25 protein-coding genes are annotated in these 24,673 nt (G+C 72.1%); 8 read left to right on the plus strand and 17 right to left on the minus strand.

The annotated features are described in order from the left end of the window. Positions 1–479: 479 nt before the first annotated feature. From Actob_RS34050 to pgsA, 4 genes are read right to left on the minus strand one after another with little or no spacing between them, the layout of a single operon-like run. Positions 480–1,028, minus strand: a complete 549-nt coding sequence (locus Actob_RS34050; protein WP_284916001.1) for a hypothetical protein — start codon at positions 1,026–1,028, stop codon at positions 480–482. 43 nt (positions 1,029–1,071) lie between these two features. Next, on the minus strand, positions 1,072–2,208 hold the full coding sequence (locus Actob_RS34055) for a glycosyltransferase family 4 protein (RefSeq protein WP_284916002.1): 1,137 nt from the start codon (positions 2,206–2,208) through the stop codon (positions 1,072–1,074). 9 nt (positions 2,209–2,217) lie between these two features. Further along, positions 2,218–3,084: a phosphatidylinositol mannoside acyltransferase gene (locus tag Actob_RS34060; RefSeq protein WP_284916003.1), complete on the minus strand. Its 867-nt coding sequence runs from the start codon at positions 3,082–3,084 to the stop codon at positions 2,218–2,220. Continuing rightward, a complete protein-coding gene (gene pgsA / locus Actob_RS34065; RefSeq protein WP_284916004.1) occupies positions 3,081–3,701 on the minus strand; it encodes a phosphatidylinositol phosphate synthase in 621 nt (206 codons plus the stop codon). Before pgsA ends, Actob_RS34060 begins: the two co-directional genes overlap by 4 nt. A 176-nt stretch (positions 3,702–3,877) precedes the next feature. Between pgsA and Actob_RS34070 the strand changes: the two genes are divergently transcribed. Further along, entirely contained in the window at positions 3,878–6,031 is a 2,154-nt protein-coding gene (locus tag Actob_RS34070) for an elongation factor G-like protein EF-G2 (protein ID WP_284916005.1), read from the plus strand. Here Actob_RS34070 and Actob_RS34075 read toward each other — a convergent pair. From Actob_RS34075 to Actob_RS34085, 3 genes are all read right to left on the minus strand, one after another. Beyond that, positions 6,012–6,476 carry an HIT family protein gene (locus tag Actob_RS34075; protein ID WP_284922433.1) on the minus strand — a complete coding sequence of 155 codons (465 nt, stop codon included), beginning with the start codon at positions 6,474–6,476 and terminating at the stop codon, positions 6,012–6,014. The two genes, Actob_RS34070 and Actob_RS34075, sit on opposite strands and share 20 nt — an antisense overlap. Before the next feature lie 132 nt (positions 6,477–6,608). After that, positions 6,609–8,606 carry a threonine--tRNA ligase gene (gene thrS, locus Actob_RS34080; RefSeq protein ID WP_284916006.1) on the minus strand — a complete coding sequence of 666 codons (1,998 nt, stop codon included), beginning with the start codon at positions 8,604–8,606 and terminating at the stop codon, positions 6,609–6,611. A 53-nt stretch (positions 8,607–8,659) separates the two neighbouring features. Then, positions 8,660–9,574, minus strand: a complete 915-nt coding sequence (locus tag Actob_RS34085; RefSeq protein ID WP_284916007.1) for an ADP-ribosylglycohydrolase family protein — start codon at positions 9,572–9,574, stop codon at positions 8,660–8,662. Between the two features lie 96 nt (positions 9,575–9,670). Between Actob_RS34085 and Actob_RS34090 the strand changes: the two genes are divergently transcribed. The 4 genes from Actob_RS34090 to Actob_RS34105 all read left to right on the plus strand — a co-directional run bounded on the left by Actob_RS34090 (position 9,671) and on the right by Actob_RS34105 (position 14,467). Then, the gene (locus Actob_RS34090) at positions 9,671–10,360 is read left to right on the plus strand and encodes a response regulator transcription factor (protein WP_284916009.1); all 690 of its coding nucleotides are present in this window, start codon (positions 9,671–9,673) and stop codon (positions 10,358–10,360) included. A gap of 134 nt (positions 10,361–10,494) precedes the next feature. Then, positions 10,495–11,748 (plus strand): HAMP domain-containing sensor histidine kinase, encoded by a 1,254-nt coding sequence (locus Actob_RS34095; RefSeq protein ID WP_407653729.1) that lies wholly within the window; start codon positions 10,495–10,497, stop codon positions 11,746–11,748. A gap of 348 nt (positions 11,749–12,096) precedes the next feature. After that, on the plus strand, positions 12,097–14,262 hold the full coding sequence (locus Actob_RS34100) for an RICIN domain-containing protein (RefSeq protein WP_284916011.1): 2,166 nt from the start codon (positions 12,097–12,099) through the stop codon (positions 14,260–14,262). 58 nt (positions 14,263–14,320) lie between these two features. Next, positions 14,321–14,467 (plus strand): hypothetical protein, encoded by a 147-nt coding sequence (locus Actob_RS34105; RefSeq protein ID WP_284916012.1) that lies wholly within the window; start codon positions 14,321–14,323, stop codon positions 14,465–14,467. 113 nt (positions 14,468–14,580) lie between these two features. Here the strand turns inward: Actob_RS34105 and Actob_RS34110 are convergent, their stop codons facing one another. Beyond that, entirely contained in the window at positions 14,581–15,606 is a 1,026-nt protein-coding gene (locus Actob_RS34110) for an adenosine deaminase (protein WP_284916013.1), read from the minus strand. 475 nt (positions 15,607–16,081) lie between these two features. After that, positions 16,082–16,843, minus strand: a complete 762-nt coding sequence (locus tag Actob_RS34115; RefSeq protein WP_284916014.1) for a trans-aconitate 2-methyltransferase — start codon at positions 16,841–16,843, stop codon at positions 16,082–16,084. A 113-nt stretch (positions 16,844–16,956) separates the two neighbouring features. Here Actob_RS34115 and Actob_RS34120 point away from each other — a divergent pair, with 113 nt between their 5' ends. Beyond that, the gene (locus tag Actob_RS34120) at positions 16,957–17,934 is read left to right on the plus strand and encodes an aldo/keto reductase (protein ID WP_284916015.1); all 978 of its coding nucleotides are present in this window, start codon (positions 16,957–16,959) and stop codon (positions 17,932–17,934) included. Continuing rightward, the gene (locus tag Actob_RS34125) at positions 17,928–18,179 is read left to right on the plus strand and encodes a hypothetical protein (protein WP_284916016.1); all 252 of its coding nucleotides are present in this window, start codon (positions 17,928–17,930) and stop codon (positions 18,177–18,179) included. Before Actob_RS34120 ends, Actob_RS34125 begins: the two co-directional genes overlap by 7 nt. A gap of 279 nt (positions 18,180–18,458) precedes the next feature. Here the strand turns inward: Actob_RS34125 and Actob_RS34130 are convergent, their stop codons facing one another. From Actob_RS34130 to Actob_RS34160, 7 genes are all read right to left on the minus strand, one after another. Next, positions 18,459–18,662, minus strand: coding sequence for a cold-shock protein (locus Actob_RS34130; protein WP_011905669.1), 204 nt, complete (start codon positions 18,660–18,662; stop codon positions 18,459–18,461). Positions 18,663–19,007: 345 nt separating this feature from the next. Continuing rightward, positions 19,008–19,280, minus strand: a complete 273-nt coding sequence (locus Actob_RS34135) for a DUF4235 domain-containing protein (protein WP_284916017.1) — start codon at positions 19,278–19,280, stop codon at positions 19,008–19,010. Continuing rightward, the gene (locus Actob_RS34140; RefSeq protein ID WP_284916018.1) at positions 19,280–19,564 is read right to left on the minus strand and encodes a DUF3618 domain-containing protein; all 285 of its coding nucleotides are present in this window, start codon (positions 19,562–19,564) and stop codon (positions 19,280–19,282) included. Before Actob_RS34140 ends, Actob_RS34135 begins: the two co-directional genes overlap by 1 nt. Continuing rightward, a complete protein-coding gene (locus tag Actob_RS34145; protein WP_284916019.1) occupies positions 19,561–19,992 on the minus strand; it encodes a phage holin family protein in 432 nt (143 codons plus the stop codon). Before Actob_RS34145 ends, Actob_RS34140 begins: the two co-directional genes overlap by 4 nt. Before the next feature lie 36 nt (positions 19,993–20,028). Continuing rightward, positions 20,029–21,225 (minus strand): mechanosensitive ion channel family protein, encoded by a 1,197-nt coding sequence (locus Actob_RS34150; RefSeq protein WP_407653474.1) that lies wholly within the window; start codon positions 21,223–21,225, stop codon positions 20,029–20,031. A gap of 123 nt (positions 21,226–21,348) precedes the next feature. Then, positions 21,349–22,173: a DUF1206 domain-containing protein gene (locus Actob_RS34155; protein ID WP_284916020.1), complete on the minus strand. Its 825-nt coding sequence runs from the start codon at positions 22,171–22,173 to the stop codon at positions 21,349–21,351. 58 nt (positions 22,174–22,231) lie between these two features. After that, positions 22,232–22,558 (minus strand): hypothetical protein, encoded by a 327-nt coding sequence (locus tag Actob_RS34160; RefSeq protein ID WP_284916021.1) that lies wholly within the window; start codon positions 22,556–22,558, stop codon positions 22,232–22,234. 62 nt (positions 22,559–22,620) lie between these two features. On the opposite strand from Actob_RS34160, the gene Actob_RS34165 reads away from it, so the two are divergent. Then, positions 22,621–22,908, plus strand: a complete 288-nt coding sequence (locus Actob_RS34165) for a GNAT family N-acetyltransferase (protein ID WP_284916022.1) — start codon at positions 22,621–22,623, stop codon at positions 22,906–22,908. A gap of 209 nt (positions 22,909–23,117) precedes the next feature. Here the strand turns inward: Actob_RS34165 and Actob_RS34170 are convergent, their stop codons facing one another. Next, complete coding sequence (locus Actob_RS34170; protein ID WP_284916023.1) at positions 23,118–24,659, minus strand: glycoside hydrolase family 3 protein; 1,542 nt, start codon at positions 24,657–24,659, stop codon at positions 23,118–23,120. Positions 24,660–24,673 lie beyond the last annotated feature (14 nt).

Raw genomic sequence — 24,673 nt, forward strand, 5'->3', positions numbered from 1 at the left:
CGGCTGGCCACCACGGTCCCCTCCACGCCCGGGAGACAACCGTGAGCACCAGCCCGGGCCGCGAACCGTGTGCCTCCGACAGCAGCGGAGCAGGACGGGCGGCCGCAACAGCGACCCACCGCCCCATGGCCTGGCACCCAGACCGAGACCAGCATCGGACCGCGGGCGGCGGCCGCGACAGTGACCCGCATTCAGGGAGACGCACGCGCACGGAGCGGGAAATGCGGATCTCGGCACGACAGGGGGTCCGGCCGCACCACGGAAAAGGGCACGAGTCCGCATTCCGGAGAGCGGGGTCAGACGGCAGGGCACGGGCGGGGTCGGACTACCGGGACCGGGAACGATCAGACGGCTGCGTCCGGGGCCAGACGGCCGGGACCGGGGTACAGACGGCCGGGACCGGGGTCAGACGGCCGGGCAGGAGCCGGGTCGGACGGCCGGGACCGCGAACGATCGGACGGCCCGGGCCGGGACCGGGATCAGACGGCCTGGACCGGGAGGGGAGCCTCCGGCGGGGCGCTCGGGGCCGGAACCGGCAACGGCGGCAGCTCCGGCATGAGCGGCTCGACGATGTCGAAGTAGCGCGGGCGGGGATAGCGGCCCGGCAGCCGCAGCACCCGGACCAGTTTGCGGCGGCGCGCGGTGAGCGCGTCCCGGACCAGGTCGGTGTGCACCTGACGGGCCAGGACCACCCGGCGGCTGCTGGCGATCAGGGTACGCGCGGCCGGGTCGGCCGGATCGAGGTCGATGCCCTGCAACTGGCGGGTCAGGTCGTTCTCCGCGGACTCGCGCTCGTCGGGCTCGGCGTCCAGGGCGAGGCGGGCCGCGGCGTACAGCTCGACCGCGTCGATCCGCTCGGCGACGACGGCGGCGGCCGCGGCACGGCGCAGCAGGTGGGCGTCGAGGGCGCGTTCGGCGGACTGGGCGCGGGCGTGCACCCGCTCGACCCGCTGGGCGGTCCAGCCGAGGTACGCCGAGAAGATCGTGGCCAGCACGACGACACCCACCACCCACCACATGCGGGGCATCGTAGTGCCGGAATGTGTCCGACCGTCACCTGCCCTGTGCCGATCAGGCCTCGTCGTCGTCGAAGACGCGCCCGTCGGTGGCCTCGATCGCCGTGGTGTAGACCTCGAGGACCCGGGCGGCCACACTCGGCCAGTCGAACGTACCGACCGCCTGGCGGGCGCAGGTGGCCAGCTCAGCGCGGCGGGCCGGGTCGTCGAGCAGGTCGCCGAGCAGGGCGGTGAGCGCGGCCTGGTCACCGTTGGGGAACAGCGCGCCAGCCCGGCCACCGTCCAATACCCGACGGAACGCGTCCAGGTCGCTGGCCGCGATCGTGGCGCCGGCCGCCATCGCCTCGGTGAGGATCATGCCGAAGCTCTCCCCGCCGGTGTTCGGCGCCACGTAGACGTCGACGCTGCGCAGCATCCGGGCCTTGTCCGGCTCGCTGACCAGACCCAGGTGCTCGACCCGGGAGTGCAGCTCGGCCGGGATGTCGTCGAACAGCTCATCGCGGTCGCCTGGGCCGGCCACGAGCAGGCGCAGGCCGGGGCGCTGCCTGGCGAGCGTGACGAACGCCGTACGCAAGAGCGGGAACCCCTTGCGCGGCTCGGTGAAACGGCCGAGGAAACCCAGGGTGCCGCCCTCCCCGGGCCAGCCCGGCAGCGGGGCGGCGGTGGCGAATTTCGCCACCGCTACCCCGTTGGGGATCTCCACGGCGCCGCCGCCCAGGTGTTCCACCTGCACCTTGCGGGCCAGCTCGCTGACCGCGATCCGGGCGGTGATCTTCTCCATCACCGGCTGGAGGAGGTTCTGCGCGACGGCGAGCGCCCGGGAGCGGGTCATCGCGGTGTGGAAGGTGGCCACCACCGGGCCGCGTGCGGAGAGCACCGCGAGCAGCGACAGGCTGGGCGTGAGTGGCTCGTGCACGTGCAGCACGTCGAACTCGCCGTGCTTGAGCCAGCGGCGCACCCGGGCGGTGGAGACCGGCCCGAAGGCGATCCGGGCCACCGACCCGTTGTACGGCAGCGGCACCGCCCGGCCGGCCGGCACCAGGTAGGCCGGCAGCTCGGCGTCCTCGTCGGCGGGAGCCAGCACGCTCACCTGGTGACCGAGCCCGATCAGCGCCTCGGCCAGGTCCATGATGTGGTTCTGCACGCCGCCGGGCACGTCGAACGAGTAGGGCGAGACGATCCCGATCCGCATCCCGGCCTCCTAGATCCAGAGTTTCTGGAGCATGTGCCAGTCCTGCGGGTGTTCGGCGATGCCGAGCGCGAAGGCGTCGGCCATCAGCTGCGTGGTCCGCTTGACCCGCTGGTCGAGCGGCCCGTCGGTCGGCGGGGTGATCTTGCGGAGTCGCGCCTCGACCCGGTGCTCGGTGTACCAGAGGTCGGCCGCGTACAGCGGGGCGCCGGTGCGGATGGCGAGGATCGCCGGGCCGGCCGGCATCCGGGTGCGCCCACCGAAGAACCGCACCTCGACACCACCGCGGGACAGGTCCCGGTCGGCCAGCAGCGGGACCACCCAGCCCTGGTCGAGGTGCTCGGCGAGCACGTCCAGCGGGGCCCGCTCGCCGCCGGTGAGCGGCAGCACCCGCATGCCGAGGCTTTCCCGGTAGTCGAGGAATTTCCGGTAGACCGCCTCCGGCTTGAGCCGCTCGGCCACCGTGATCATCGGCCAGTCGTGGGCGACCACCCAGGCGGCGGCCGCGTCCCAGTTCGCCACGTGCGGCAGCGCCAGGACGATGCCGTTGCCCTCGGCGATGACGCCTTTCATCTCGTCGTAGGACTCGGTGTGCATGAAGAAGCCGGCGGCGTTCTGCTCGCGGCTGCGCGACGGCAGGCGGAACGCCTCCATCCAGTACCGGGCGTACGAGCGCAGCCCGTCGCGGACCAGTGTCTCCGGCATGTCCGGGCCGACCACCTGCTGATAGTTGCGGCGCAGCCGCTGGGTGCCCGGACCGTTCCGGCGCCAGGCGCGGTCGGCGGCCCGGGTGAAGAGCGCGCGGACCACCGGCAGCGGCAGTGCCCGCACCAGGCGCCACCCGGCGGTGAACCCGAGCGTGGTCAGCTGGTCCTTCACTCGGCGGCGACCTTGGGCTCGGTGGTCCGGGCGTGGATCAGCCGCTGGCCCGCGGTGATCACCGAGAGGACGGCCAGCACCCAGAGCGCCGCGGGCAGGCCCCAGTCCAGACCGGCGGCGCCGAGCAGGCCGCCGACACCGACGATGAGCAGGCGCTCCAGGCGCTCGGCGAGGCCGACGTCGGCGTTCAGGCCGAGGGACTGGGCGCGGGCCTTCACGTACGACACGACCTGGCCGAAGACCAGGCTGACCAGGGCGGCGATCATCCCGTTGTACGGGTTGCCCTCGGTGGCCAGGTAGTAGGCGACCGCGCCGAACACGGCACCGTCGGCGATCCGGTCCATCGAGGAGTCGAGAAGCGCCCCGAATCTGCTCGAACCGCCGCGAAGCCGGGCCATTGTCCCGTCGAGCACATCGGTGAGAGCGCAGGCGGTTACGATCACGGTGCCCCAGAAGAGCTGACCCTTCGCACCGAAGTACGAACCGATCAGCACCCCGACGGTGCCCGCGACGGTGACGGCGTCAGGTGAGACGCCGATCCGGAGTAGGAAACGTGCGACCGGGTTGACGCCGTACGAGACGACGGCACGGGCCGTTACTTGAACGATCTTTGCCATGGCCGTCCCACCATATCGGCGCGGACGTGGCGGCGGCACGGCTCGCCCCCCGGTTGGCCGGATCGTCACCATCCGGCACGATCGGGTGGCTCTCGGTCCTTGCGGGCGGGACAGCCCCGGGTGTGGGATTTCTAGAACAGCGGCGTAACAAAACAAAAACGACAGGAGCGCTCGGCATGGCGCAGAAGACTTCGGAGAAGGGGCAAGCCGGCGCGGCCGCGCCGGTGGTGACAGAGCCCGGCAGAGTTCGCAACGTGGTGCTGGTGGGGCATTCCGGCGCCGGGAAGACCACGCTGGTGGAGGCCTTGCTCGCGGCCACCGGCACGATCACCCGGGCCGGGACCGTCACGGACGGCACCACGGTCACCGACTACGACCCGGCGGCGGTGCGGCAGCAGCGGTCGGTGGCGCTGTCCTGCGCGCCGCTGGTGCACCAGGACGTGAAGGTCAACCTGCTGGACACCCCCGGGTTCGCCGACTTCGTCGGTGAGCTGCGGGCCGGGCTGCGCGCCGCGGACGCCGCGCTGTTCGTGGTCTCCGCCGTCGACGGCGTGGACGACGCCACCATCGCGCTCTGGGAGGAGTGCGCGGCGGTCGGCATGCCCCGGGCCGTGGCGATCACCCGGCTGGACCACCCGCGCGCCGACTACGAGCAGGTGCTGCAGGACTGCCAGGAGGCGTTCGGCGAGAACGTGATGCCCGTCTACCAGCCGATGCTGGGCGACGACGGTCAGTCGGTCGCCGGCCTGATCGGCCTGGTCACGCTGAAGGTGCTGGACTACTCGCAGGGCTATCCGCCGGCGCTGCGGACCGCCGAGGCCGAGCACCTCAACCCGATCGCCGACGACCGGAACCAGCTCATCGAGGGGATCATCGCGGAGAGCGAGGACGAGACCCTGATGGACAGGTACATCGGCGGCGAGCTGATCGACACCGAGGCGCTGATCCCGGACCTGGAGAAAGCCGTCGCCCGGGGCAACTTCTACCCGGTCATCCCGGTCTGCGCGGGCACCGGCGTCGGTCTGGACGCCCTGCTCGACGGCCTGGTCACCAGCTTCCCGTCGCCGCTGGAGCACGACCTGCCGGTGGTCACCGGCGTGGACGGCTCGGCGCGCCCGCCGCTGACCTGCGACCCGGGCGGCCCGCTGGTGGCCGAGGTGGTGCGCACCACGATCGACCGGCACGTCGGGCGGGTCTCGCTGGTCCGGGTCTTCTCCGGCACCCTGCGCCCGGACCAGACCCTGCACGTCTCCGGGCACGGCCTGGCCGAGCGCGGTCACCCGGACCACGACGCCGACGAGCGGGTGGCGCACGTCTACACGCCGCTCGGCGCCACGCTGCGCGAGGTCGGCTCCTGCGTCGCCGGCGACATCTGCGCGATCACCAAGTCCGGGTCCGCCGAGACCGGCGACACGCTGTCCGGCAAGGACGACCCGCTGCTGATGGAGCCCTGGTCGATGCCCGAGCCGCTGCTGCCGATCGCGGTGGTGGCCAAGACCCGCTCGGACGAGGACGCCCTGGCCAAGAACCTGGCCCGGCTGGTGGCCGGCGACCCGACGCTGCGCCTGGAGCGCAACGCCGACACGCACCAGCTGGTGCTCTGGACGATGGGCGAGTCACACGCCGACGTGGTGCTGGACCGGCTCCGGTCCGGCGGTGTCGAGCTGGACACCGAGCCGGTGAAGGTGGCGCTGCGCGAGACGTTCGGCGGGCCGGCCAAGGGGCACGGCCGGCACGTGAAGCAGTCCGGCGGCCACGGGCAGTACGCGGTCTGCGACATCGAGGTGGAACCGCTGCCCCGCGGCTCCGGCTTCGAGTTCGTCAACCGGGTGGTCGGCGGCGCCGTGCCGCACAACTACATCCCGTCGGTGGAGAAGGGCGTCCGGGCCCAGCTGGAGAAAGGCATCGTGGCCGGCTATCCGGTCATCGACCTGCGGGTCACCCTCTTCGACGGCAAGGCGCACAGCGTGGACTCCTCGGACGCGGCGTTCCAGACCGCCGGGGCGCTGGCGCTGCGCGAGGCGGCCGCCGCCGGCCAGGTGACCCTGCTGGAGCCGGTCGACGAGATCGTGGTGCGGGTGCCGGACACCTACGTCGGCGCGGTGATGAGCGACCTGTCCAGCCGGCGCGGCCGGCCCCTGGGCACCGAGTCGGAGGCGGACGGCGGGCACAGCCTGGTCCGGGCCGAGGTGCCGGCGACCGAGCTGATCCGGTACGCGGTCGAGCTGCGCGCCCTCTCGTCCGGCGCGGGCACGTTCTCCCGTACCTATGTCCGGCACGAGCCCATGCCGGCCCACCTGGCCGAGGCGATCAAGAAAGCGGCTGGCTAGGCCAGGCTTTCGCGAGCATCAGCCGGGTGTCGCCGAGCAGCTGCGGCAGCATCTTGGTCCGGCCGATCACCGACATGAAGTTGGCGTCGCCGCCCCACCTCGGCACCACGTGCTGGTGCAGGTGGGCGGCGATCCCGGCGCCGGCCACCGAGCCCTGGTTCATCCCCAGGTTGAAGCCGTGCGGGCGGCTCACCGCGCGGATCACCCGCATCGCCGTCCGGGTGAAGCCGGCCACCTCGACCGTCTCCTCCTCGGTCAGGTCGGTGTAGTCGGCGACGTGCCGGTACGGGCAGATCATCAGGTGGCCCGGGTTGTACGGATAGAGGTTGAGCACCGCGTAGACCAGCTCGCCGCGGGCCACCACCAGGCTCTCCGGCTCGGACAGCCCCGGTGCGAGACAGAACGCGCAGCCCTGCGGCGTGGCGATCCCGTCGATGTAGGTCATCCGGTGCGGGGTCCAGAGTCGTTCGAGGCCGTCGGGGTCGGTCACGCCCGAACACTACCGCCCAGGTGACCTCTCCGCTCCCGCCGCCGCGTCACGCGCGGGGACGCCGGCAGGCGGGAGCGGGAACCGAGGTCAGACGGCCGACGGCCCGGTGTTGGTCCGGGAGCGCACCACCTCGACGACGTGCGCGACGGCCTCGTCGATCGTGACGCCGTTGCGCTGCGAGCCGTCCCGGTAGCGGAACGACACGGTGCCGCCGTTCACGTCGTCGTCGCCGGCGATCGCCATGAACGGGATCTTCTGCTGCTGCGCGGTCCGGATCTTCTTCTGCATCCGGTCGGTGGAGAAGTCCACCTCGGCCCGGATGCCCTCCTTGCGCAGGCGCTCGACGAACGCCGACAGGTAGTCGGCGTGGTCGTCGCGGATCGGGATGCCGACCACCTGCACCGGCGCCAGCCAGGCCGGGAACGCGCCCGCGTAGTGCTCCACCAGCACGCCGAAGAACCGCTCGAGGGACCCGAACTTCGCCGAGTGGATCATCACCGGCTCCTGCCGGGTGCCGTCGGCCGCCTGGTACTCGAGGCCGAACCGGGCCGGCATGTTGAAGTCGTACTGGATCGTCGACATCTGCCACGTCCGGCCGATCGCGTCCTTGGCCTGCACGCTGATCTTCGGACCGTAGAACGCCGCGCCACCCGGGTCGAGCACCAGCTCCAGGCCGGACTCCTTCGCCACGTCCTCCAGCACGCGAGTGGCGGTCTCCCACTGCTTGTCCGTACCGATGAACTTGTCGCTCTGCGGGTCCCGGGTCGACAGCTCCAGGTAGTAGTCGTCCAGGCCGAAGTCGTCGAGCAGCGAGCGGACGAAGTTCAACAGGTGCTTGATCTCGGCCGGGGCCTGCTCGGCGGTCACGTAGGAGTGCGAGTCGTCCTGGGTCAGGCCGCGCACCCGGGTCAGGCCGTGCACCACGCCGGACTTCTCGTAGCGGTAGACCGTGCCGAACTCGAACAGCCGCATCGGCAGCTCACGGTAGGACCGCCCGCGCGACCTGAAGATCAGGTTGTGCATCGGGCAGTTCATCGCCTTGAGGTAGTAGTCCGCACCCTCCAGCTGCATCGGGGGGAACATCGTGTCCTTGTAGTAGGGCAGGTGGCCCGACGTGAGGAACAGGTTCTCCTTGCTGATGTGCGGGCTGCCGACGTACTGGAAGCCCTCCTCGATGTGGCGGGCGCGGACGTAGTCCTCCATCTCGCGCTTGATCACGCCACCCTTCGGGTGGAAGACCACGAGACCCGACCCGATCTCATCGGGGAACGAGAACAGGTCCAGCTCGGTGCCCAGCTTGCGGTGGTCCCGGCGTTCGGCTTCGGCAAGACGATTGAGGTACGCCTTGAGCTCGTCACGCGACGGCCACGCCGTACCGTAGATCCGTTGAAGTTGCGGGTTCTTCTCCGACCCGCGCCAGTACGCGGCGGCCGAGCGCATCAGCTTGAACGCCGGGATCAGCCGGGTCGACGGCAGGTGCGGGCCCCGGCACAGGTCGCCCCAGACGCGCTTGCCGTCCTTGTCGACGTTGTCGTAATGGGTGAGCTCGCCGGCACCGACGGCCGCCGCCTCCGCGTCCACGTCGCCCTTGATGTCGACCAGTTCCAGCTTGAACGGCTCGGCGTGCAACTCGGCCTTGGCCTCGTCGAGCGACGAGTACTCCCGGCGGTGGAAGGTCTGACCCGCCTTGACGATCTCCTGCATCCGCTTCTCGAGCTTCGTCAGGTCCTCCGGCTGGAACGGCTTCGCCACGTCGAAGTCGTAGTAGAAGCCGTCCCGGATCGGCGGGCCGATGCCCAGTTTCGCCTCCGGGAAGACGTCCTGCACGGCCTGGGCGAGCACGTGCGCGGTGGAGTGGCGCAGCACGTCGAGGCCGTCCGGCTCGTCGATGGCGACCGGGGTGACCTCGGTGTCGGCGGCCGGCGTCCAGGTCAGGTCACGCAGCCGGCCGTCGGCCTCGCGGACCACGACGACGGCTTTCGGCCCGTTGGCCGGGAGCCCGGCGGCGGCCACCGCGTCGGCCGCCGTAGTCCCGGCCGGGACGACTAGGGGGTCGGCCACAGCGGGTGTACGGGGTGCGGACACGGTGTTCTCCATTCAGAAGGCGACTGAGCGTCCTGATGCTATCCGCCTGCGGATCACTCGCCGCTCGCGGCGGCCAGCCACGCCGGTAACGGCTCCCGGCTGGACAGCCAGGCGCCCGGGATGCCGTCGGCGCCGGTGTACGCCGCCACCACTCCGCCGGCGATCGCCGCTGTGGTGTCCACGTCCCCGCCGGCCACCACGCACGCCGCCACGGCCGCCGGGTAGTCGTCCAGATAGCGGTCGGCCACCCAGAGCGCGAACGGCACGGTGTCCTGCGCGGTCGCCTGACCGCCGTTGCCCAGCCGGGCCGCGGCCTCCTCGACGCCCTTGACCGAGGCCGCCTCGCGGAGCCCGTCGTGGACCACGCCCGCCCCGGTGTGCGCCGCGGTGGCCAGCAACAACCGGCCGGGGTCGGGCCGCTCCCCGTTGAGCCGGGCGGCCGCGGCGAACGCGGCGGCCACCGACACCGCCACCCCGCCGGCGATCCCCTCCGGGTGCGCGTGGGTCACCTCGGCGGCCCGGGCGCCCTGGACCGCGGCGTGCTGGAGCGAGTCGGCGTGCCACGCGCCGAGCGGGGCCGCGCGCATCGCCGCGCCGTTGCCGCAGGAGCCCTGCCCGTCGAACGCCGCCGCCGCCGCGATCGGCCAGGGCACGCCCTCGCGGATCTGGCGCAGCATCACCACCGCACCGGGGCCGTAGCCCCGATAGGGCTCGAAGACGTCGCCGAGGCGCGCGGCGAAGGCGTCCCGGTCGAAGTCGCCCTCGTCCAGGGTGGCCACCAGGCAGCAGGCCTGCTCGGTGTCGTCGGTCCAGTCCCAGGGCGGTGCCGGGGTGCGGGCGGCGAGCAGGTCGGACGGCTTGTTGCCGGGCACGAAGTACTGGGCTCCGAGCGCGTCACCGACACTGAGGCCGGCCAGGCTCTCGAGGGCCAACGCGAGTCGCGTACCGGGGAAAAGTGTGAAGGACATCGGTACTTCGGATCGTATTCCATCACTGAGGGTCATCAAAGCATCTCGTTCCATGACCCTTTAGGTTCTGCCCGCCGGAGTCGGTACGGTCTTCGCATGGCCACGGTGTTGCTCGTCGAAGACGATCATGTCGTGCGTGGCGCCATGCTCCGCTCGCTCGCCGACCGGGGGCACGCCGTGCACGCCGTCGGCACCGCGCTGGAGGCACTCCGGCGGGTCGCCGCGGAGACCCCCGACCTCGTCGTGCTCGACCTCGGGCTGCCCGACCTGGACGGGTCGGACGCGCTGCGGATGCTGCGCGGCATCACCGACGTGCCGATCATCATCGCCACCGCGCGTGACGACGAGCAGACCGTCGTGCGCCTGTTGCGGGCCGGCGCCGACGACTACATGGTCAAACCGTTCACCGGCGCGCACCTGGACGCCCGGATCGCCACCGTGCTACGCCGGGTCGGCCGCGCCAGCCGGGCCGCGGCCCCCGCCGTCCACGAGGTGGGTGACTTGCGGGTTGACGTGGGCGAGCGGAGCGCTACCCTCGGCGACCAGCCGCTGGCGCTGACCCGCAAGGAGTTCGACCTGCTGGCCTACCTCGCCGCCCGCCCGGGCCGAGTGGTTTCCCGTCGTGAGCTGTTGGAGGAGGTATGGCGACAGCCATCGGTCGGCGAGGACCAGACCATCGACGTGCATTTGTACTGGCTCCGCCGGAAACTGGGCGAGTCCGCGGCGAAGCCCCGCTACCTGCGCACCGTGCGGGGGGTCGGATTCCGGTTGGTGGCGCCGGACTGAGGTTGCGGCTGGCGTACACGACCGCCGCCACCACCGCTGTCGCCGCACTGGTCTTCCTGGTCCCGCTGGGCTGGGGCCTGCGCTCCGACCACCGCGAGCAGGCGCTCGCCGACGCGGCCCGCAAGACTTCCACGGTGGCCGGCGCGATCGTCGCCGGCGCCGGGCCGAAAGGCATGAACGCCGCTGTCGCCGCGGCCGGCGGCCCGGTGGTGCACGTCCCGGGCCTGGCGCCCAGCGACGGCGGCCGGGCCAGCGCCCAGCAGATCGACCAGGCCGCGACCACGACCGAGGCCAGCGTCGTGGACGTGGCCGGCGGCGTGGTCCGGTTGCAGCCGGTCACCACGGCCGGCAAGTCCTGGGTGGTCGAGGCCTTCGTGCCGGACTCCGCCCTGGGCGAGAACACCGCGCGTGACTGGTGGCTGCTGCTCGGGCTGGCCGTGATCCTGGTCGGCGGGTCGGTGATAGTCGTCGACCGGCTCGCCCGCGGCGCCGTCTCCTCGGCGAACAACCTGGTCGAGGCGGCCCTCGCGGTCGGCGACGGCGACCTGGACGTGCGCATCTCCCCGTCCGGCCCGCGCGAGCTGGCCGAGGCCGGTTACGCCTTCAACCGGATGGCCGACCGCCTGGTCAGCTCCCGCACCGACGAGCGGGAGCTGGTCGCCGACCTGTCGCACCGGCTGCGCACCCCACTCACCGCGCTGCGCCTGGACGCCGAGGCGCTCGACCCGGACGACACCCAGATCATCGACCTGACGGCCGACGAGGTGGACCGGCGGCGCGGCATCCGGCGCATCCGGCAGGCCATCGCCACCCTCGAGGACGAGGTCAACTCCCTGATCAACACCACCCGGCAGGCGGTCGCGGCGGAGGTGGCGGCAGCTCCCGAGGAGGGTCTGTGCGATGCCAGCGAGGTGGTCCGCGAGCGGATGACGTTCTGGTCCGCGCTGGCCGGCGACCAGAACCGGCAGTTCCGGGTGGTCGGCGCGCACCTGCGCATCCCGGTGCCGGTGGCCCGCGCCGAGCTGGCCGCCGCGCTGGACGCGATCCTCGGCAACGTCTTCCGGTACACCCCGCAGGGCACCGCGTTCGAGGTGGCGCTCTCCCGCCGGGACGGCTGGGTGGCGCTGCGGGTGGACGACGCCGGTCCGGGCATCCCCGACCCGGAGAGAGCCCTGCGCCGCGGCCAGAGCCAGCAGGGCTCGACCGGCCTGGGCCTGGACATCGCCCGCCGGCTCACCCAGTCCACCGGCGGCTCGGTCAGCCTGGACCGGGCCACCATGGGTGGGGCCAGCGTGGTGATGCTGATCGCCGACGCCGAGGCCACCCCCAAGACCCCGAGTCGTTTCGGACTGGTCGGCCGCGGCCGGCTGGGACGACGCCCGAGCTGATCCGCAAGCCCCCTCCCCCGTACGGAACAGAAGTTGCTTAGATCTGCTTTAAGAGTGTTCCCCTGGCTCTCCGGGCCTGGCAGTGTTCCCTCCGATCCCATCCGGCTCCCCGGCTCGCTCACCGCACGTCCCCATCGCCGCGACCGGCGGAGCCCCGGCGTGGTGGGAGGCGGGCACCCCATGGCCCCCTCCCACCGCGCACCAGCTCGACCCGCTCGACCTGCTCGACAGTTCCGACAAGGAGACGCTTTGCCCGCGCATCGCCGGTCAGCGTTCCACGGGTCGCCCCCCGGGCGGCGCCGTGCCGGAGTCGAGCGGGGGAAGCCGACACGCTCCGTCACCACCCGGATGCTTCCGGTGGCCCTCGGGCTGGCCCTGCTCGGGGTCGGCGGCGTGGTCGGCCCCAGCGTGATCGGCGCCTCCGCGCCCGACGACCCCGGCCGGTTCGAGCTCACCGCGCTGCCCGCCGACGCTCCCGACCAGGGCCTGGTCTACGAGGGGCTCAAGCCGGCTGCCGCGAACGCGCTGTGCGCCGGGTCGTACGTGCTGTTCGAGGAGACCTGCACGCACGGCCCGGACCGGGCGCCCACCGGCCTGGCCGTCGGCCGGGACGTCGCCCCGGTCACCGCCGCCGCCAAGCTGCCCTCGTCGGTACGCGTGCTGCCGAGAAGCGCCGTCCCCGGGGACGGCGAGATCGCCCGTGAGCTGGGTGGCAGCGCGCTCACCCCGGAGGCGCCGGCGCTGATCCCCGACCCGGCACCGGGCAACGCCGACTTCGTGCTCGGCCCGGACGGCGTGGCCTGCGAGGGCGACGGGCAGAGCGGCAAGCGCGTGCAGGCGCTCTACCTCTACACCGCCGGCGGCGCCAGCCGGTACGGCAAGTACGTCAACTCGTTCCGCACCTGGGCCGGCGGCGTCGACGCCATCTTCGACGCGAGTGCCGGCGAGACCGGGGGCTCCCGGCACGTGCGCTACCTGACCACCGCCGACTGCACTGTCGCCGTCTCCGAGGTGGAGCTGCCGGCCGGTTCGCTCGACTCGTTCGCCGCCACCGTCAAGGCGCTCGGCGCGCTCGGCTACAACCGCACCGACCGCAAGTACCTGATGTTCGCCGACACCAACGTCTACTGCGGCATCGGCACCTACGTCGACGACCAGCGCCCGGGCCGGACCAACCGCAACAACGCCGGCCCGTCGTACGCCCGGGTCGACTCCGGCTGCTGGAGCTCGGCGATGGCGGCGCTCGAGCTGACCCACGTGTTCGGCGCGGTACTCAACGGCGCGCCGAACGGCACCGGCGCCGGTGGCTGCCGGGACGACTTCGACCTGCTCTGCGGCGCCGACCGGGCGAACCGCGCGGTCCGCCAGGCCTGCCCGAAATCGCACGAGGTGCGGCTGGACTGCGGGCACGACGACTACTTCGACACCAACCCGGAGCCGGGCAGCTTCCTGGACACCCACTGGAACGTGGCGCTCAGCGACTTCCTGCTGCGCAGCGACGGCGGCGACGACATCCCGGACGTGCCGGGCGCCGTCACCCCCGACCCGACGACCAGCCCCAGCACGCCGGCCACCACCGCGCCGGCCACGCCGGACCCGTCACCCAGCTCCGCGTCGCCGAGCCCGAGCATCAGCGCCAGCACCCCGGCCGGCGACACCCCGGCCGCCCCGAGCCCCACGCCGAGCACCTCGGCCGCGCCGCTGCCCGGCGTGAGCGCCTCGCCGGGCGCCCAGGTCGCTGTCGAACCGGCCGCCTTCGAGCAGCCGCACGCCGAGAGCGGCGTCAACGGCTCCGGCGACCAGGACGCCGGCGCCCCCGAGCCGGAGACCGGTGGCGGTTCCGGGGTGCAGGCCGTCCTGGAGATCCGCGACGCGACCAGCATGTCGGCCCGGCTCACCTGGAGTGCCGCGTCCGACAAGGCGAAATACCAGGTGTGGGTGGACGGCAAGCCGGTGGCCACCACGAAGGCGACGCGGGCGCGGCTGATCGGCCTCAAGCCGGACGCCACCTACCGGGTCGAGATCACCAGCAAGACGCTCGACTACCACGCGACCGGCACGGCCCGGACCGCCCCGGCGGCCCGCCCGGTGCAGAACTCGTACTTCGTGCTGGCCAACGCGCTGACCGGCGGCGCGGCCGACCTCTACGCGGCACGTACCGCCGACGGCACACCCGCCACCCTCGCCCCGGCCGACGGCGGCAACCAGCAGCAGTGGCAGCTCGTCCCGGCGGCCGCCGAGGGCAGCTACACGCTGGTCTCCCGGGCCAGCGGCAAGTGCCTGCTGCCACTCGGCGGCGTCGCGGTGGCCGGCGCCCCGCTGGTGCAGGGCGACTGCGCGAGCGCCGGCACCCAGTGGCGGCTGCAGGCCTCCGACTACGGCTTCACGCTGCGCAGCGGGACCGGGGATCTGGCGGTCGGTGTCGGCAGCCAGCGGTTCGGCTGGCACCGGGTGCTGACCCTGCAGCCGGACACCGGCCAGCGCCACCAGAGCTGGACAGCGGTCCCCAACTGACCGATGCCATCGAGGCCGCGAAGACACCCCGCCGCCGAGGACAGACAGGAGGGAAGCGATGCCCGATCTGCTGCGCAGGCCGGAGACCGAGCCGGAGGAGGATCCGGCCCGGTTCAACCAGCGACGCCTCGTCCGCTGGCTGACCATCCTCACGATCGGCACGCTCGTGATGCTGGCCTGCTGGCAGGATCCGCTGTACCCCTAGATCCGCGTACCGGAAGACCGCATCACGATCTTCCGGTACGCGGGTCCGCCGGGGTACGGATCGCACGCTCCCGCGCGGGCCGGGGCCGGCGGGTGGCTCCGGAGATCAACACCTCAGTGGGCGGCCGTGGCCTCGTAGGTGTCGATGTCGGCGATCAGCGCGGCCTTGCCCTCGGCGGACAGGAAGCTGTGCCGGACCGCGGCGCGGGCCAGGTCCGCGACGCCGGCCCGGTCCAGGCCGAGCAGGTCGGCGGCGACCGCGTACTCCCGCTCCAGCGTGGTGCCGAACATCGGCGGGTCGTCGGAGTTGACGCTGACCGGGACGCCCGCCGCGACCAGCCTGCCGATCGGGTGCTCGGCCAGGTCGGCGACCGCCCGGGTGCGCAGGTTCGACGTCGGGCAGACCTCCAGCGGGATCTGCCGCTCGGCCAGGTGGGCCATCAACCGCTCGTCCTGGGCCGCCGCGATGCCGTGGCCGATCCGCTCGGCGCCCAGCTCCCGGATCGCGTCCCAGATGGTCTCCGGCCCGGTGGTCTCCCCGGCGTGCGGGACACTGTGCAGCCCGGCCGCCCGCGCCTTGTCGAAGTACGGCTTGAACTGCGGCCGCGGCACCCCGATCTCCGGCCCGCCCAGCCCGAAACTGATCAGCCCGTCCGGTCGCTCGTCGAGGGCGATCCGCAGCGTCTCCTCGGCCGCCGGCAGCCCGGCCTCCCCCGGGATGTCGAAGCACCAGGCCAGGTCCACATCGAAGTCGCGGCGGGCACCGGCCCGGGCGTCCTCGATCGCCTCGCAGAACGCCGGAGCCGGGATGCCGCGGCGCACGCTCGAATACGGGGTGACTGTCAGCTCCGCGTACCGCACCTGCTGGCGGCTCAGCTCGCGCCCGATCTCGTAGGTCAGCAGGCGCACGTCCGCGGCGTCCCGGATCAGGTCGACCACGCTCAGGTAGATCTCGATGAAGTGGGCGAAGTCGCGGAACTCGAAGTACTTCGCGAGCGCCTCGGGGTCGGCCGGCACCGGTGAGCTGCCCTCGTGCCGGGCCGCCAGCTCGGCAACGATCCGCGGGGAGGCCGATCCCACGTGGTGCACGTGCAACTCGGCCTTGGGCAGCCCGGCGATGAACGCCGTAAGGTCCGTCACGACTCGTCTCCTCGGTCGGCAGCGGTACGAATCCCCTAGAACTTAGCGACCATCCCGGTGCCGTCGGCGATGCCCCACCCGCAGCCGGCCGGGGGCCCGCTCGCAGCCGGTCCGCGATCGGCCCGGAGCCCACTCGCAGCCGGCCCGGAGCCCGCTCGCAGCCAGCCCGCGGTCGGCCCGAAGCTCGCTCGCAGCCGGCCCTTGGCTAGCCGGCAGGCAGCTCGCAGCCAGCTCGGGGATGGCGCATAGCGGACGCGCGGTCAGTCCCGAACCCGCTCGCAAGCAGCCCCGAGCCAGCCCGGGAACCGCTCGAAGCCCGCGCGGAGCAAGTCCGCAGCCCGCTCCCCTCGGCCACTACCCGCCCTCCCCCAAGGGGGCAGCCCCCGCAAGCAGTGTGGCCGGGCGAGGGAAGATCATGTGGGTGGGCTGTGGAAGTCGCCCCGCTGTGGACATCGCGTGTGTGGCGGAACGCTGTCTACGACGCGGTTCGGGCCACCACGAAGATGCGGCGGAACGGGAACGCGACGAGGTGGCCGCGGGCCGGGTAGGCCTCGGCGATCCGGCCGGCCAGGTCGGCTCGGAACGCCGTCCAGGTGTCGTCGTCGAGTGCCGCCCGGACCGGGCGCAGCGCGGTGCCCTCGATCCAGCGCAGGACCGGGTGGTCCGCGCCATCGGTCGGCAGCAGGTGCAGGTAGGTCGTCTCCCAGGCGTCGACGGTGGCGCCGGCCTCGGTGAGCCGGGCCGCGTAGTCCACCGGGTGGTCGACCGGGGCCTCGCGCAGCACGTGGGCGGCGCCGTACCGGGCCGCGGTGGCGCGGAGCAGCCGGTGCGAGGGCGCGTCGAAGTTGCCCGGCACCTGCATGGCGAGCCAGGCACCGGACGGCAGCCCGGTCGCCCAACGGCTGAGCATCTCCTGGTGGCCGGGTACCCATTGGAGCGCGGCGTTGGTGACCAGCACGTCGGTGTCCGGGCCGGGCTGCCAGGTGGCGATGTCGCCGAGGTGGAACGCGACGGGGCCCGCGCCGGCGGCCGCCTTCTCGATCATCTCGGGTGCGGAGTCGATGCCGGTGACCTGGGCCTGGGGCCAGCGTTCGGCGAGGGTGCGGGTCAGCTCGCCCGGGCCGCAGCCCAGATCCACGACGGCGCGCGGGGCTGTCGCGTCGATCCGGGCGACCAGGTCGAAGAACGGACGTGAGCGCTCGCTGCCGAAGCGCCGGTACACGGCGGGATCCCACATGGCACACCTCGCTGGCGGTAGGGCTCTGGGCGTACCCAAAACCGATCTTAATCTTGATTAAAACCGTACGTACGTTTTGTTTGACGATAACAGTCGGGCGGTAGGGTCTCCACGTGGAAAAACGAAGCTTTCGCCGGATGGGACGGGACGCCTCGGTGATCGGCCTGGGCGCCTGGCAGCTGGGCGCCGACTGGGGCGACGTCAGCGAGGCCGACGCGCACGCCACCCTGCAGGCCGCGGTCGACGCCGGGGTCACCTTCATCGACACCGCCGACGTCTACGGCGACGGGCGCAGCGAGCAGATCGTCGGCTCGTTCGTGAAGGACAAGCCGGGCCTCACCGTCGCCACCAAGATGGGCCGTCGCCTCCCCCAGGAGCCGGCCAACTACTCGCTCGACAACTTCCGGGCGTGGACCGACCGCTCGCGCGCGAACCTCGGGGTGGACACCCTGCAGCTGGTGCAGCTGCACTGCCCGCCGACGCCGGTATTCAGCAGCGACGAGGTCTTCGACGCGCTGGACACGCTGGTGCAGGAGAAGCGGATCGCCGCGTACGGCGTGAGCGTGGAGAAGGTGGACGAGGCGCTCGCCGCGATCGCCCGGCCCGGGGTGGCCAGCGTCCAGATCATCCTGAACGCGTTCCGGCTCAAGCCGCTGGAGCGGGTGCTGCCGGCCGCCGCCGAGGCCGGGGTCGGCATCATCGCCCGGGTCCCGCTCGCCAGCGGTCTGCTCTCCGGGCGCTACGACGAGCACACCACGTTCGCCGCTGACGACCACCGCAACTACAACCGGCACGGCGAGTCGTTCGACGTCGGCGAGACCTTCTCCGGCGTGGACTTCACCACCGGGCTGGAAGCGGTCCGCCGGCTCCGGCCGCTCGTTCCGGATGGCGCGACGATGGCGCAATTCGCGTTGCGCTGGATCATCGACCAGCCGGCCGTCACCGTGGTGATCCCGGGTGCGCGCAATCCCGAGCAAGCGCGCGCGAACGCGCACGCCGCCACCCTTCCGCCGCTTTCGGCGGAAACCCGGGAAAAGATCGTAGCGGTCTACGACGAGCTGATTCGTCCCCAGGTGCACGACAAATGGTGAACAATGAAAACGGCACTCCGGCCGAGCCGCCGCGGCTGCGCGGCTGGCTGACCATGTCGCTGGGCCTGCTGGCCATCGTGCTCGGTGCGGTGTGGACGCTGCAGGGGCTGAACTTCTTCGAGCACGAGCTGATGAGCGACAAGCCGGTCTGGGCCGCGGTGGGCGGCGCGGTCGCCGGGCTCGGCCTGGCCCTGGTGATCATCGGCATGCGCCGCCGCGCCAGCGGCCGATTGGCAGCGGCATAGCCCGACCCGAACGCCTCGCGGCCGGGCCGCCACGGACGCCGGCTCGCCGCGGCGCCTGAAGGTCACGGTTGTAGCGCGCCCCGGCCGTCTGACAGGTCGCTTCTGGGCAGGCGGGACACCACAACGACCGGGGCTGCGACACATTTCGTCAATAGTGTGGCTGGAACAACAAGTCGTACAAAAGCGGCCCCGCATCCTCCGGCGAGGGTGCGGGGCCACCGGTCAGGCCGGCCTCCGCCAGGCGGCCGGCGTGCCGGCCTCGCGACCGGCGGATTGGTCTCAGAGCGGGCGAACCTGCTCCGCCTGCGGGCCCTTCTGGCCCTGGGCGATCTCGAACTCCACCCGCTGGTTCTCCTCCAGAGTGCGGTAACCGCTCGTCTGGATGGCCGAGAAGTGGACGAACACGTCAGCACCCCCGCCGTCGACGGTGATGAAGCCGAAGCCCTTGTCTGCGTTGAACCACTTCACGGTTCCTTGCGCCATGCTGAACTCTCCTTCTGAAAATGCCGGCCCGCCCTACGCGGCAGCGGAGCGCGGGGCCGATGACCGTTTTCGAGCAGCGGCGCCGCGAGGCGGCCCTTTCAGAGGACGTCCCATCCGCTCGGCTTTGCGACACCTCGTGGCCCTCCCGGGAAGGGCCGGTGTCCCGCCGCCTGACGGAAGCAGCGAACCACGTACGCAAAAACTGGCCACACTGTACCCGAAAATCGGGCCGGAAAGCTGCCCCTCGAAGGAATCCAATAAAGCGTGGCAGATATGGAAAAGGCTCCCCACTTCGCGGTTACGAAGTGGGGAGCCGTCAAGACACCTGTCTATACCGGTGATGATCTAGTCAGGCCAGTGACCGGTCAGCCGCTTGGTCCCGGCCGCGCTGCCACGATGGACGGCCGCCTTCACCACGGCGAAGATCGCGCCCTGCAACGCCGCGGCGATGAGCACCTCGCCCCAGCCCCGGCTCTCGTCACCGGCGTCCGGCGCGTCGTCGTCGCCCGACGCCAGTTTCCAGACCTGCTTGAAGAGCATGCCGGCCACCGTGCCGGCCGCGACGCCCAGCGCCAGGTTGACCGGCTTGAGTGCGATCTTCTCCAGCTTGCCCGCCATCAGCGCCTCCCTCGCACGATCAAGATGATTCCGGCGATCGCCGCCAGACCGGCAGCGACCAGCACGATCGGCGCCGGGTTGAGCCGCACCGCGGCGGCCTGCTCACGCACCTGCTCGCGAACCCGCTCGCGGGCGTGCACCACCTGCTCCCGGGCACGGGCCTTGACATCCGCCTTGGCCGCCAGGGCCTGCACGGTGTCACCCAGCTCGGCCCGGGTCTGCTTGATCTCGGCGCGCAGCGCCACCAGATCCGGTTTCGTGGTGGTCCCGTTGGACTCGCTCATGCCCGGCCTCGCTCCACCGCGTGTTTGACCTCGTCGACATCGGCTTTCAAGCCCTCGATCGCGGCCTTCGGCTCGGGCGGTGTGGCCCGGCGGAACTGGGATCGGCCGATCAGCGCCAGGACGCCGGCGATCAGGAAGACCGCCACGGTGACCACCAGGCCGGCCAGCCAGGCGGGCCAGACCAGGCTCAGCGCGATGATCGCGGTCGCGATCAGGGCGCCCACCCCGTATCCGGCGAACACACCCGCGCCGCCGAACAGGCCGGCGCCGATCCCCGCGTGTTTACCTTTCTCCGCGAGCTCGGCCTTGGCCAGGGTGAGTTCGTCCCGGACCAGCTTGCTCAGCTGCTCACTGGCGCGCTGCACCAGCTCCGCGGTGGACTGCTCGGACAACGGTCGAGCCGTCCTGCCGTTGAGCACATCGGCCATCGTTCCCCCTTTCGCTGTGTGGGCTGTATGCCCTGATCACCTGCCGCTCAATCCTGAAACAGCGGCGGCGGCGGAAACGGCGTCGCCATGCCCGTCCGCGCCACCGAACGCCGCTCCCCGGGCCTCGGCGTCGTCACTGCCGCTGAACACCCGCGCGTCCGGGGACACCCCCGGCCTCCGAGACTGCCGCATCGGCGCCACCCCGTCATCGCTCTCGTCCAACTGGGTGCGCATCCGGGGCAGGCCGCCGCGCTGGTTCTCCCACATCCAGGCCACCAGCCGCTCCCGCACCAGGCAGCGCAGATCCCACAGGGCGCCCGCGTCGGCCGCGCTGACCAGGGCCCGCAGCCGGATCATGCCGCCGGTCGCCTCGGTCACCTGAAGCACGCAGACCCGCTCGTCCCACAGCTCCGAGCCCTCGCAGACCCGCCGCAGCTCGGCCCGCAGCGGTTCGATGGGGGTGGACCAGTCCACGTCGATCTCGGCCGTGCCGAGCACCGCCGAACTGGACCGGGTCCAGTTCTGGAACGGCTTGGTGGTGAAGTACGAGGTCGGCAGGATGAGCCGGCGGTCGTCCCAGATCTGCACCGCCACGTAGGTCAGGGTGATCTCCTCGATCCGCCCCCACTCCTGCTCCACCACGACCACGTCGTCCACCCGGATCGCGTCGCTGAACGCCAGCTGCAGGCCGGCGAAGACGTTGCCGAGCGTGCTCTGCGCGGCCAGCGCCGCGATCACGCTGACCAGACCGGCCGAGGCGAGCACGCTGGCGCCCAGCGCCCGGATCCCGGGGAAGGTCATCAGCATCACGCCGATGGTCAGGACCACGATGGCGGCGACGGTGACCCGGCGCAGCATCACCACCTGGGTCTTGATCCGCCGGCGGCGCAGGTTGTCCGGTACGTCGGTGCGCCACCGGGCGAGCGTCAAGTCCTCCAGGACGAGCAGGAGCGCGGCCACCAGCCACCCGAACGAGCCGATGCAGAGCAGCACCAGCAGGTGCACCACGCCGGCCCGGCCCGGGAACTCCCCGGCGACGACCCGGATCGCCTGCTGGATCGCGAACAGGGTGACGGTGAGCAGGAACGGCCGGTGCATGGTGGTGGCCAGCTCCGCGGCGAGCGCCGAGCGGCGGCCGATCCTGGTCATCGCCCAGTGCGCCGCCTCGACGAATCCGAGGGCCACGACAGCGGCCCCGGTGACACCGAGCACGGCAGTCAGAACGCTGGACACGAACTTTCCTCTCCACGGTCGAGTGCAGTGCCAGCGCTCCAACTTGCCCCAGGAGGGGTCCGGCACACACCCGCTACGGCGGATGTCGGATACAGCTCACACCCGCCCGCCGTGGAGTGTCAGTCAAATCTTGCGATAGCGGGCCTGCGCCATGCAGTACACCCCGAACGCCGCGATCCCGAGCCCGATCAGGCCCAGCAGCCAGACGCCCCACGGGTGCCCGGCCAGGGTCTTCAGCGCCGCGTCCAGGCCGCGCGCCTTGTCCGGGTCGTAGGTCACCGCGGCGGCCACGAAGAGCACACCGGCGACCGTGTACGCGACGCCCTTGGCCATGTAACCGGACATCCCCAGCCGGATGATCGGCTGCCGGGTGGTCTGCGGCATCTGCTGGACGTTCAGGTGCTTGGTGAACTTGCGCTTCAGGCCGTAGATGAAGATCCCGATCCCGACACCGACGACCACGACGCCGATCAGGCCGACCAGGAACCGGCCGCCGTCGGACTGCATCAGCCCGGCCGACTTGCTCTCCGACTTGTCGCCCATCGAGGCGTTCGCGCCCTGGATCACCTTGATCGCGAGCCAGCCCAGGTAGACGTAGAGGACCGCCCGGATCCCGGACATCACCCGCTCGGCGATCGCGCTCCGGGTCTGCTCGCCGCTCTCCCCGACGACGGCCTCGAAGGCCTGCCAGAGTGCCATCGCGAACAGGCCGACCACGATGATCACCAGCAAGGTCTTGCCGAACGGCTGCCGGGCCAACTCGGTGAGCGCGCCGGACTGGTCGCTCTCCTTGCCGGAACCGACGAACGCGAGCTGCAGCGCGATCCAGGCGAAGAGCAAGTGGATGATGCCGTACCCGACGAAGCCGCCCCGGGCCAGGAACTCCAAGGGCTTGCTGTCCGCCGCGCGGGACGCGTGATATCTGACGTTCGAGGAGGTCGAGGACATGCCCCTCAATGTGACCGAACGCGCCCTCCGCCAAACTCCGGGTGCTATTCTCCGCGGCTCATTTGGCGACCTGCACCTGAACCGCGCTCTTCGTCACGCTGGACAGCGACAGCTGCAGGCCGCCGACCTCGACCGCCTGCTGCCCCTTGGTCAGGGTCACCTGCTGGCCGGCCACCTGCAGGGTGACGGTGTCGTCGTCGGCGCTGACGAACTCGGCCCGCACGCCGAGCACCTCGACGCTGGCGTCGGTCTCCCGCTGAATGGTCACCGTGCACTGGTCGACGCCGCAGCTCACGTCGTCACCACACCCGGTGAGCAGGGCGGCCCCGAGGGCGGCGGAGACCAGGACGGCGGCGACGCGGCGGCGACGCGAGGAGATCAACACCCTTACCACGGTACGGGCGACGAGCAACCGTAGGCTGTGGATCGATCTCGAGGAGGCTGTTCGTGAGCGAGTACCCGGTTCAGGACAACGCCGCCGAGCACCGGTTCGAGCTGCTGGTCGACGGCGAGGTGGCGGTCCTGGCGACGTACCGCCCGCGCGGGGCGGACGTGCTGGCGGTGCTGCACACCGAGACCCAGCCGGACATGCGCGGCCGCGGGCTGGCGGGCGAGCTGGCCCGCATGACCCTGGAGCTGCTCCGGTCGCGGGGGCAGCGGATCGTGCCGTCGTGCCCGTTCTTCGCCCACTACCTCACGGAACACCCGGAATACGCGGATCTGGTCACCCACTAGCCCACTCGGCTGGCACCCACGGCCCACTCCCGGGCCGGGACAGCACCACCACGACCAGCCACGCCCACCCGGCTGGCGCCCACGGCCCACTCCCGGGCCCGGACACCACCACCACGACCAGCCCGGACACCACCACCACGACCAGCCACGCAGGCGGGCGACATCGCCGGATGCGGGCTACCCGGGTGCACCGGACACCACGGCGGCGATCAGGCGGGGACCGGCTCCGGCACCACAGCGCCCGCGATCAGCTCGGCAGCGGCCTGGCCGCACGCCCGGGTCGCGCCGAACGTCGCCACGTGCACCCCGCCGACCACCCTGATCGGGATGCCCATCTCGACCACTATCGCGTCCGGCCGCGCCGCCAGCACCCGGTCCAGGGTGTCGGCGATCCAGCGGTGCCGGTGCGCGTCCCGGACCACCAGGACCAGGGGCCGTCCGGCGGCTCCGGCCAGCAGCGCGCCGGCCGGGTCGCCGAGCGCCGCCAGGTCGTCGGCGTCGAAGCGGGCCGACGTGGTGCCGGGCAGCAGCCCGGCCAGCGGCGCACCGATCCCCCACGGGGTCTCGCTGCCGATCGCGATGTTGCGTTCCGGGGAGAACTCGACGACGTGCGGGACGCCGGCGATCGGCAGGGCCGGCGCGCCCTCGGCGCGGGTGACCCGGATCGCGCGGCGAGCGGCGGCGAACCCGATGTCCGAGCCGAGCTCGGAGGTGGGCCGCGCGCCGTGCACCACGCCGGCCTCCCGCTGGGTACGCGTGGTCCAGTCACCCAGCGCCCGGACCCGCGCGACCGCGTCCCGGAGCCGTTCCTCGGACAACTCGCCGGCGAGCACCGCGGCGACGATGGCGTCGCGCAGCCGGATCGCCGTCTCCTCGTCGGCGTGGTCGCCGCCCACGCAGATCGCGTCCACCCCGGCCGCCAGGGCGCGCACGGTGGCGCCCTCCAGGCCGAAGCGGCGGCGTACGCCCTGCATCTCGATCCCGTCGGTGACGATCAGGCCGTCGAAGCCGAGTTCCTCGCGGAGCAGCTTGGTGATGATCCGCGGGCTCAGGGTGGCCGGCAGGGTGGCGTCGTAGGCCGGGACGAGCAGATGACCGGTCATCACCACCCGGGTGCCGGCGGCGATCGCGGCCTGGAACGGGATCAGCTCGATGGCGGCCAGCTCGGTGGCGCTCTGGGAGATCAGCGGCACGTCGTGGTGGGAGTCGACGGCGGTGTCGCCGTGTCCGGGGAAGTGCTTGGCGCAGGCCGCCACGCCGTACGCCTGGATCCCCCGGGTGAAGGCGGCCGTGTGCCGCGCCACCAGCAGCGGTTCGGCGCCGAACGCGCGTACCCCGATGACCGGGTTGTCGGGGTTGTTGTTGACGTCCGCGTCCGGCGCGTAGTCCAGCGTGATGCCGGCCGCGGCCAGGTCCCGGCCCAGGTCCCGGGCGACCGCCTCGGTCAGCTCCGGGTCGTCGATCGCGCCGAGCGCCAGGTTGCCCGGGCGGGAGCTGCCCAGCCGGGACTCGAACCGGGTGACGTCGCCGGCCTCCTCGTCGATGGCCACGATCACGTCGGGCCGCTCGGCGCGCAGCTGCGCGGTGAGCGCGGCGACCTGGGCGGGCGATTCGACGTTCCGGGCGAAGAGCGCCACGCCGCCGAGACCCGCGCCGAGCCAGCGACGGACCCAGTCGGGGGCGGAGGTGCCGACGAAGCCCGGCTGGAGGACCGCAGCCGCGAGTTCCGGCAATTCGCCGTGCTTGGACATGATCCCCCGTACCT

This window comes from Actinoplanes oblitus (assembly GCF_030252345.1).
Classification (GTDB): domain Bacteria; phylum Actinomycetota; class Actinomycetes; order Mycobacteriales; family Micromonosporaceae; genus Actinoplanes; species Actinoplanes oblitus.